Source organism: Blautia acetigignens (genome assembly GCF_025566865.1).
Taxonomy (GTDB): domain Bacteria; phylum Bacillota; class Clostridia; order Lachnospirales; family Lachnospiraceae; genus Blautia_A; species Blautia_A acetigignens.
The window spans coordinates 1,349-1,831 of record NZ_JAOQJM010000041.1 but is presented as its reverse complement, the minus strand read 5'-3'; the positions used below and the strand labels follow the sequence as shown (position 1 = coordinate 1,831).

General features: G+C 45.5%; 2 tRNA genes and 1 rRNA gene. All 3 read right to left on the bottom strand.

The window, feature by feature from the left end:
- Positions 1-143: 143 nt before the first annotated feature.
- Positions 144-217: transfer RNA gene (locus OCV70_RS18790), tRNA-Ile, on the bottom strand.
- A 22-nt stretch (positions 218-239) separates the two neighbouring features.
- Positions 240-312 (bottom strand) — tRNA-Ala (locus OCV70_RS18785).
- A 3-nt stretch (positions 313-315) separates the two neighbouring features.
- Positions 316-433 (bottom strand): 5S ribosomal RNA (gene rrf / locus OCV70_RS18780).
- Between the last annotated feature and the right edge of the window lie 50 nt (positions 434-483).

Sequence of the window (483 nt, the reverse complement as noted above, 5' to 3'; positions counted from 1 at the left end):
AATCGATGTCTTCCTATCTTACGTTTTAACGTTTGTATCAAGGATATTTGATTAACTTTAATCAAATTTACATGTATGCAGTTTTCAAGGTACAATCAAAGGCTTAATCACTTAACCTCACGGCTAATAAAGATCTAAGCCAGTGGGCTTAAGTGGACTCGAACCACCGACCTCACGCTTATCAGGCGTGCGCTCTAACCAGCTGAGCTATAAGCCCATTTGAAATCTTTCGATTCCAGTGGAGATGAAGAGATTCGAACTCTCGACCCCCTGCTTGCAAGGCAGGTGCTCTCCCAACTGAGCTACATCCCCATAATCTGGCGCCCACCTGCTCTCCCACATCGTCTCCAATGCAGTACCATCGGCCGCTTGCGTCTTAACCGTCGTGTTCGGGATGGGAACGGGTGTTTCCCACAAGCGCATCGACACCAGAAATATGTTATTTAGTTGTTATCGCCTTGATAACTCAACAGTAAAACACAT